We start from the raw sequence: 8,388 nt of genomic DNA on the forward strand, positions 1-8,388 counted from the left end.
CACCCCCGGGGGTCGCGGGGGTGCGCGCTTTTGGGCCCCCCGGGGCACACAACTCGCGCCCACCCCCGCTCCCACAATAAATTGGTTAGTCGCGGAAATTCTCGAACTGCAGCGGCAGTTCGAAATCGGCCTTGCGGAGCAGGGCGATGGCGTCCTGGAGATCGTCGCGCTTCTTGCCGGTGACGCGGATCTTCTCGCCGTTGATCTGCGCTTCGACCTTCAGCTTTGCTTCCTTGATCTTCGCGATGATCTTCTTCGCGACCGGCTGCTCGATACCCTGCTTCACGGTCACCTTCTGGCGGGCTTCGGCCAGGTTCGTTTCCACCTTGCCCACGTCCAGCGCCCGCACGTCGATCTGGCGCGCGGCCAGGCGCGTGCGCAGGATCTGGTGGATCTGCTCGATCTGGAACTCGTTGTCGGCCTTCTGCGTGATGACGCTGTCTTCCAGCTCGAACTTCGCCTTGGTGCCCTTCAGGTCAAACCGGTTCGAAACCTCACGGTTCGCCTGGTCCACGGCGTTGCTCAGTTCGTGCTTGTCGACTTCCGAAACGATGTCGAAGGAAGGCATGGGGCAAATCCTCACATAGGGGTCACAGCCGACAAGTCTACGCGACCGGGCTACCATATGCGTTTGCACGACCAGGCAGGCCCCCACCCATGGAATACGACGTCATCGTCATCGGCGCAGGCGCCGCGGGCCTCATGACCGCCATCGTGGCCGGCCAGCGCGGCCGCCGGGTGCTGGTCCTCGACCATGCCAACAAGGCCGGCAAGAAGATCCTGATGAGCGGCGGCGGGCGCTGCAACTTCACCAATACCAACACCACCCCCGCCAACTTCCTCAGCCGCAACCCGCATTTCTGCAAGTCGGCCCTGGCCCGTTACACCCCGTGGCACTTCATCGACCTGGTCGAGAAGCACCGGATCAAGTACCACGAGAAGAGCCCCGGCCAGCTGTTCTGCGACGAATCCTCCAAGCTCATCGTGCGCATGCTGCTCGATGAATGTGCCGCCGCGGGCGTCCGCGTGGAGCTGAACGCCCCGGTGACCCGGATCAAGGCGGGCGAGGGCGGATTTGGCTGCGATACGCCGCTGGGCCGGTTCAGCGCGCCGTCGCTGGTCATCGCCACCGGCGGGCTGTCGATCCCCAGCCTGGGAGCCTCCGGCTTCGGCTACGACGTGGCGAAGCAGTTTGGCCACGCCGTGCTGCCGGTGCGCGCGGGGCTCGTCCCGCTCACGCTCAGCGGCAAGCACCAGGAACGCTATGACGGCCTGGCCGGCGTGGCCCTGCCGATCGAGGCGCGAGCCGATGGCACGAGCTTCCGCGATGCCTTGCTGTTCACCCACCGCGGCATCAGCGGGCCGGCGATCCTGCAGATCTCGTCTTACTGGGAGCCTGGCGTGGACCTGCGCCTGGACCTGCTGCCGGGCATCGACGCCTACGAGGCGCTACGCTCGGGAAGGGAAGAGCGCCCGGCCGCGGAGTTCCGCACGGTGCTCTCGAGCCTGCTGCCGCGCCGCCTGGCGGAGCGGTTGTGCGAGGTGTGGCTGCCGAGCAAGCCCATGCGCCAGTACCGTGACGCCGAATTGAAGGACATCGCGGCACAGTTGCAGGACTGGCCGCTGGTCGCCAGCGGCACCGAGGGCTATCGCACCGCCGAGGTCACGCTGGGTGGCGTGGATACCGACGAGGTGTCCTCGGCGACCCTCATGTCCAAACGCCAGCAGGGCCTGTATTTCGTCGGCGAGGTGCTCGACGTCACCGGCCACCTGGGTGGCTACAACTTCCAATGGGCCTGGGCCTCCGGCCACGCCGCGGGCCAGGCCGTCTGACAGGAGCATCCGCTATGCGTATCGGTTTTATCGGGCTGGGCAGCATGGGCGTGGGCATGTCCGCGAACCTCATCAAGGGTGGCCACGAGGTCACCGTCTGGAACCGCACGGCGTCGGTGGCCGAGCCACTGAAGGCGCAGGGCGCGAAGGTTGCCGCCTCGCCCGCCGAAGCGGTGCAGGGCGCCGAGGTGGTCCACAACATGCTGGCCAACGATGCCGCCGTGCGTGAGGTCATCCTCGGCAGCGTGCTGCCGGTGCTGGCCGAGGGCACGATCCACGTGAACCACGCCACGATCTCCGTGGCCCTGGCGCAGGAGCTGGCGGAGACGCACAAGGCGCGTGGCGTCGGCTTTGTTTCGGCACCCGTATTCGGGCGGCCCGAGGTCGCGGCGGCCGGCCAGCTCAACCTGCTCGCGTCGGGCGCGCCGGCCGACGTGGCGCGCGTCCAGCCGTTGCTGGAGCTGCTGGCGGCGAAGGTCTGGCCGATGGGCGACGACCCCATCCGCGCGGTGGTGGTGAAGATCGGTGGCAACTTCCTGATCGGCGCGGCCATCGAGAGCATGGCTGAGGCGGCGGCGCTGACCCGTGCCCACGGCGTGGACGCGAAGGATTTTCTCGAGGTCATGCAGAACACCCTGTTCCCGGCGCCGGTGTACAAGATCTACGGCGGGATGATCGCCGCGGACCGCTACGAGCCCGCGGGCTTCAAGCTCAGCCTGGGTTTCAAGGACGTGGGGCTGGCGCGTGCGGCCGCCGAGACGAAACGGGTGCCCATGCCCGTGGCCAGCGTGCTCCACGATGCCATGCTGGAATCGCTGAACCGGGGCGATGGCGACCTGGACTGGGCAGGCCTGGCCCGGGTGGCCGCGGCGCGGGCCAACCTCAAGGGCTGAGCCGTAAGCTCGTTTTTAGCACGTCTTCACAATCGCTTGGCCGCCGGGTTGGCGACAATCGGGCGGCACGCTGTTGTGCGGCTTCCCAGGCGAGAGAACATGACCGCAAGCTGGAAAACGGTGTACGAGGGCCAGCACGAAGGCCGGGCGGTGACCGTACGCGAATCGCAGGACGGTACGTACAAGGTGCTCACGAAGCAGACGGTGCACGACGAGGGCATCGCTTACCAGGACGGCAACCGCTTCGTGCACGTCTCCCCCGCCAGCGTGGGCGAGCAGGTGGAGAGCGAGGTGAACTCCCGCGATTCGCTTGAAGAGGCCCTGAAAGAGCTGCACTTCTCCTCGGCCACCGTCTCGGCGATCGTCGACGGCCTGCGTTGACGGGAAGCCCGGCGTTTCTGCCATGATGGGGGCTCGTTCCCCCATCCAGGCGCTTCCCGTCCATGGCAGAAACGACCCCGACGTACGAGCGCACCGTGCCGCGCATCCTGATGTGCGAGCCCACGTTTTTCGAGGTCAGCTACGTCATCAATCCCTGGATGACGAGCCATGTACACGACACCACCGCCGAGCGCGCCCAGCGCCAGTGGGATGCCCTGCGCGAGACCGTGCAGCGCCACGCGGATGTCGTCATCCAGCCGGCCGCCGCCGGCCAGCCCGACATGGTCTTCGCGGCCAACGCGGGGCTCGTATTCGGCAACAGCTTCGTACCCAGCCGTTTCCGCTACGACGAACGCAAGGGGGAGGAGCCGCATAACCACGCTTACTTCGCCCGACATGGCTTCGACATTGTCGAGTTGCCCGACGGCATCTTCTTCGAGGGCGCGGGCGATGCACTGTTCGATCGAGGGACCAGCCGGCGCTTGTGGATGGGGCATGGCCACCGCTCCGACCTCGAGGCAGCGCCAGCCCTGGCCCGCCTGCTCGATATCGAGGTGTTGCCCTTACGGCTCGCCGACCCGCGGTTCTATCACCTGGATACCTGCTTCTGCCCGCTGGCGGATGGCTACACCCTGTATTTCCCCGCGGCGTTCGATGCGGACTCGCTCGCGTTGATCGAGCGGCACGTGGCGCCGGCGGAGCGGATCACCGTCGATGAGCACGATGCCGTGGCGTTCGCCTGCAACGCAGTGAACCTGGGACGGGTGGTGATCCTCAACCGGGCCAGCCCGGACCTGCGTGCACGGCTGGAGGCCGCCGGGTTCATGGTGATCGAGGTGGCCCTCGACGAATACATGAAGTCCGGCGGCGCTGCGAAGTGCCTGACCCTGCGCCTCGATGAGGCGATGGACGCCTGAGCGTCAGGCGTCGCGCCAGTCGACCACGCCATCGATGATGGTGTTGGTCCGGCCGCCGACCCAGACGTGTTCGCCATCGATGCGGATGATGATCCGCGCATCGTGGCCCACTTCACGGCCCTGGCTCACGACATAGCCCTTGGCGAGGGCACCGCTGGTGTCGTGCGAGGCGACATAGGCCGCGATGAGGCCGTTGGCGGCACCGGAGGCCGGATCCTCGACGATGCCGACACCCGCGGGGAACGCGCGGACGGCAAGGCCTTCCGGCGTGCGCGCGAAGATGCAGAGCCCGAGCGTGTCGGTGGCCAGGGCCAGCGCGCGGATCGCCGCATGGTCCGGACGCCAGCCGCGCAGCGCCGCTTCATCGGCGAATTCCGCCAGCCACCAGCGCCGCCCGCCTTCGACGCACGCGGGCTTGAGCGCGCCCAGGGCCACGCCATAGAGCACGCTCGAGAGGCTTTCGCCACCGCGCGAGGCATCGCCGACCACGCGGGCCTTGGGCGACTGGACGAACAGCTCGCGGCTGGCACCGCTGCCTTCCACGAGGATCGGCAGCACGCCCGCGCCACACTCCTGCCACACCACGCCGGCGGCATCCGGCGTAATCAACCCGGCATCCAGCGCGGCATGCGCGCTGCCAATGGTCGGGTGGCCGGCAAAGGGGATTTCCTTACTGGGCGTAAAGATCCGCGCTCGATAATCGGCACCTTCGGCGCGCGCCGGGAGGAGGAAGGTGGTTTCGACCAGGTTGGTCCAATGGGCGAAGCGCTGCATTCGCTCATCGGACCAGCCCTGGGCATCGATCACCACGCCAAGGGGGTTACCGCCACCATGGCGGGCGGCGAAAACATCGAGCTGCTTGTATCGGATGGGGGACATCGTCGGGTGGGAGCAGGGGGGAAGTCGTGAATAATAGCCCCCATAAGGGGCGGGGCGGGGTTCACAAGGCGGTGCGATGCCGCCAAGATGCGCGCTGGTTAGCCGTTTCCAGGACGCAGTACCCGCGCATGATCACCACGATCCTCATTATCCTCGTGACCTGTGTGGTCTCGTTCATTGCCCTGCAGAACCGTCGCCTCATGGATGACCTGGTGCTGTGGCCGCCAGCGATCACCCGCAGTCGCGAGTATTACCGGCTCGTGAGTTACGGCCTGGTCCACGCTGATTTCGGCCACCTGTTCTTCAACATGCTCACGCTGTTTTTCTTCGGGCGGGCCATGGAGCAGTTCTATACCAGCCTGATGGGGCCGCTGGGTTTCGTTACGTTCTATATCGGCGCGCTGCTCTGCTCGATCCTGCCGACCTATATCAAGAACCGGAAGAACGCCGGCTATACCAGCCTCGGCGCGTCGGGCGCGGTCTCGGCGGTATTGTTCGCCTTCGTGCTGTTCGCCCCGTGGTCGCGGATCCTGGTCATCGTCATTCCCATGCCGGCGATCCTTTACGCCATCCTTTTCGTCGTCTATTCGATCTACATGGATCGCCGCGGCGGCGATAACGTGAACCATGGCGCGCACCTGTGGGGGGCCGCTTACGGCGTCATTTTTACCATCGCGCTGCAGCCTGGCGTGCTCACGCACTTCATCAATACCGTCTCGCAGCCCGGCGGTTTCTGATTCGGAACTGAACTTTTCCGACAAATTGATGTGACTTCGGGCGATACCTGTTACATCATCCGACTACCGGATTCCAAAGATCACCCAGATCATCCGGCATGCACGCGGGTTTCCCCGCTGGGGGGCGGTTCGCGTCGGCTACTACCGCAGGAGGAGTTAGCGCATGGCAACCACCCGTAAGTCTGCCGCGAAGAAATCCACGGCGAAGAAATCGGCTTCGAAGAAATCCGTAGTGAAGAAGGCGGCAGCCGCGAAGAAGGCTGCACCCAAGAAGGCCGCTCGCAAGGTCGCCCGCCCGGCGGCGAAGAAGGCGGTGAAGAAGACTGCCGCAAAGAAGACCACGGCGAAGAAGGCCGCGGTAAAGAAGGCGGCGCCGAAGAAGGCGACGCGCAAGACGGCCGCCCGTAAGGCCGCCGTGAAGAAATCCCCGGCGAAGGAGGCCACCGCGAAGCGGAGCGCCGCGCCGAAGAAGGCGGCCCGCAAGGTCGCGCGTCCGGTCGCGAAGAAGGCTGCACCGAAGACCGCAGCCCGCAAAGCGGCCGCAAAGAAGGTTGCCGTGAGGCAGTCGCCGAAGACCGCCTCCGCCAAGGCTGCCGCTAAGAAGGTCGTCGTGCGGCCCTCGCCGAAGACGGCGTCCGCCAAGGCCGCGGCAAGCAAGGTCGCCGTGAAGCCGACGCCGAAGACGGCGGCCGCGAAGACCGCTGCGCGCAAGGCACCGGCGAAGAAGACGGCGCCGAGCCAGGCCCCGGTAAAGAAGACGGCGGCACCGGTCGCCGCACCGGCGAAGAAGGCTGCCCGCACCGCGCCGCGTCCGCGTCCCGCGGCAAAGCCGGCCGCACCCGCCGATGAGCCGGTGCAGCACATTACCCAGGAAGAAGCGGTAGCGCATATCCAGGCGCTGCTCGAAGCGAAGAAGGAGCGTGACCGCCAGCCGCCGTCGTGGCCGTCGGGCGATCGCAATGGCAACCCGGGCACGCAGGCGGGCAACGAGACCGATGCGCCGAAGGTGCCGTCACCGGAAGCCAGCTATGCGAATGCGTCGCACGAGCGCGGCGACCAGCAGAAGAACAAGGGCTGATCCAGGTCGGCTGAATGAAGGGAAAGGGCCGCTTTCGCGGCCCGTTGTTTTTTAGCGCGCGGTCAAAGTTTGCGGCGCCGTGTGGGAATCACATCACCGAGGCCCACCATGCGCCGACTCTCGTTGTCATTGCTGGCATTACCTGCCTGTCTTGCGCTCTCCGGCTGTTACTACGATCCGGATTACGGGTACGTGCGCAATGCATCGGGTGGCGATGCGTATTACGGGACGGAAACGACCACTACGGTGGTTTCGGGTGGGGTCGGTTATGTTGATTCCCCCGGTTACGGTTATTACGGCTACGGGCCGGGCTGCTGTTACGGCGGCACCACGGTGATCTACCGCGATGGCTACGGGCGCCGTTATTACGGCGATCGTTACGGTCATGGCCGGCCGCCGCCGGGAGGCTGGAACCACGGGCCGCCGCCGGGCCGTGGCGATGGCAACTGGCACGGGCGTCCGCCGCCGCCGGGCGGCTGGGGATCGCGCGGTGACGATCATGGGCCGGGGCGGCCGAATCCACCGCCTGGCGGTTGGCACGGGGGCGATCGTCCGTCGCCACCGCCGGGTGGATGGCATGGCGGTGGAGATCGCCCGTCGCCACTGCAGGGTGGCTGGCGCGGTAGTCGCTCGTCGCCCTCGCAGGGCGGCGGCGTATCGCGGCCGATGCAGGGCCCGCGTGGTCGTGACCCGGATCGGGGCGCGGGCCGCAACCACAACGACTGACCTACGCCTACACACGTCGCGGCGCGCGCTGACGTTCGGTGTCGGGCCATTCCTGGCTTGCGTCGACCTACGCTGGTGAACCTTGTCTGGTTCGCAGGTCGACGTGTCGTTTCGCGCTCCTTCGCTCACCGTTTGCACCATCGCCGTCGTCGCGCTGGCGGGCTGCGCGGTGCCGCAGGCCTTGCCCACGTTGCCTTCGTGGCCCGTGACCTGCGCGGCGGCAGGGGTGGCCTTGCTCTGCCTGATGATGCGCCGGTGGACATGGCTGCGGCTTCCGGCGATCGCCGTGCTCTTCGCCTGCTGGGCATCGCTGCACGCGAGCCATCGACTCGGTGCCAGGCTTGCCCATGCACTCGAAGGGCAAGACGTCGTGCTCACCGGGCGCATCGCCGATCTGCCGCGACGGCAGGGTGGGGATGTCTCGTTCCTCTTCCAGCCGCTGCCGCGCGCGGGCGAACCGCGGCTGGCCGGGCCGGTGCGGCTCACCTGGTATCGCGCGGCACAGGTACCGTCGGCGTGTGATACGTGGCGCTTCTCCGTGCGCCTGCGGCGGCCGCACGGGGTGGTCAACCCAGGCGGATCCGACGCCGAGCGGGTCGCGTTGATGAAGGGCATCGTCGCGACCGGCTATGTCCGTGCCTCGCCGGAGAATGCGCGTGTCGCGGGCGGCCACTGCGTCGACGGGTGGCGCGACGCCATCGGCCAGAGTTTCGATGAAGCGCTGGGTGCGCGCGAATCGCGCATGCTGAAAGCCCTCGCGATTGGCGACACGCGTGGTCTCGACGCGGCCGACTGGGATATCGCGCGTGCCACGGGTACCTCGCATCTCATCGCCATCTCCGGCTTCCATATCGGCGTGGCCGCCGGTGGGGGCGTGGCGATCGTGCGGGGCCTGTACCTGTGGCTACCCTGGCTGGCGACGCGCGTGCCGCGGCGCATCGCCC

At 67.0% G+C, this 8,388-nt stretch carries 10 protein-coding genes; 8 read left to right on the forward strand and 2 right to left on the reverse strand.

Annotated elements, in window-relative coordinates; translation table 11 throughout:
* Nucleotides 1-85: 85 nt before the first annotated feature.
* The gene (locus ACTHLF_RS03925; protein ID WP_247427502.1) at nt 86-568 is read right to left on the reverse strand and encodes a YajQ family cyclic di-GMP-binding protein; all 483 of its coding nucleotides are present in this window, start codon (nt 566-568) and stop codon (nt 86-88) included.
* Between the two features lie 89 nt (nt 569-657).
* On the opposite strand from ACTHLF_RS03925, the gene ACTHLF_RS03930 reads away from it, so the two are divergent.
* The 4 genes from ACTHLF_RS03930 to ACTHLF_RS03945 all read left to right on the forward strand — a co-directional run bounded on the left by ACTHLF_RS03930 (nt 658) and on the right by ACTHLF_RS03945 (nt 4,024).
* Nucleotides 658-1,833, forward strand: coding sequence for an NAD(P)/FAD-dependent oxidoreductase (locus ACTHLF_RS03930; protein ID WP_440325053.1), 1,176 nt, complete (start codon nt 658-660; stop codon nt 1,831-1,833).
* A gap of 14 nt (nt 1,834-1,847) precedes the next feature.
* Nucleotides 1,848-2,726: an NAD(P)-dependent oxidoreductase gene (locus ACTHLF_RS03935; RefSeq protein WP_440325055.1), complete on the forward strand. Its 879-nt coding sequence runs from the start codon at nt 1,848-1,850 to the stop codon at nt 2,724-2,726.
* A 99-nt stretch (nt 2,727-2,825) separates the two neighbouring features.
* Nucleotides 2,826-3,107 (forward strand): hypothetical protein, encoded by a 282-nt coding sequence (locus tag ACTHLF_RS03940; protein WP_440325057.1) that lies wholly within the window; start codon nt 2,826-2,828, stop codon nt 3,105-3,107.
* Between the two features lie 62 nt (nt 3,108-3,169).
* Nucleotides 3,170-4,024, forward strand: a complete 855-nt coding sequence (locus ACTHLF_RS03945; protein ID WP_440325059.1) for a dimethylarginine dimethylaminohydrolase family protein — start codon at nt 3,170-3,172, stop codon at nt 4,022-4,024.
* A 3-nt stretch (nt 4,025-4,027) separates the two neighbouring features.
* Here ACTHLF_RS03945 and ACTHLF_RS03950 read toward each other — a convergent pair whose 3' ends face one another.
* Nucleotides 4,028-4,903, reverse strand: a complete 876-nt coding sequence (locus tag ACTHLF_RS03950; RefSeq protein ID WP_440325060.1) for a PhzF family phenazine biosynthesis protein — start codon at nt 4,901-4,903, stop codon at nt 4,028-4,030.
* Between the two features lie 128 nt (nt 4,904-5,031).
* Here ACTHLF_RS03950 and ACTHLF_RS03955 point away from each other — a divergent pair, with 128 nt between their 5' ends.
* The 4 genes from ACTHLF_RS03955 to ACTHLF_RS03970 all read left to right on the forward strand — a co-directional run.
* The gene (locus tag ACTHLF_RS03955; protein ID WP_440325062.1) at nt 5,032-5,640 is read left to right on the forward strand and encodes a rhomboid family intramembrane serine protease; all 609 of its coding nucleotides are present in this window, start codon (nt 5,032-5,034) and stop codon (nt 5,638-5,640) included.
* A gap of 163 nt (nt 5,641-5,803) precedes the next feature.
* Nucleotides 5,804-6,718 carry a hypothetical protein gene (locus tag ACTHLF_RS03960; RefSeq protein ID WP_440325064.1) on the forward strand — a complete coding sequence of 305 codons (915 nt, stop codon included), beginning with the start codon at nt 5,804-5,806 and terminating at the stop codon, nt 6,716-6,718.
* A 108-nt stretch (nt 6,719-6,826) separates the two neighbouring features.
* Complete coding sequence (locus tag ACTHLF_RS03965) at nt 6,827-7,444, forward strand: hypothetical protein (protein WP_440325065.1); 618 nt, start codon at nt 6,827-6,829, stop codon at nt 7,442-7,444.
* 82 nt (nt 7,445-7,526) lie between these two features.
* Nucleotides 7,527-8,388: ComEC/Rec2 family competence protein (locus tag ACTHLF_RS03970; RefSeq protein WP_440325066.1), on the forward strand; the 862-nt coding region annotated here is incomplete at its 3' end.

The organism is Luteibacter sp. (genome assembly GCF_051958795.1).
Taxonomy (GTDB): domain Bacteria; phylum Pseudomonadota; class Gammaproteobacteria; order Xanthomonadales; family Rhodanobacteraceae; genus Luteibacter.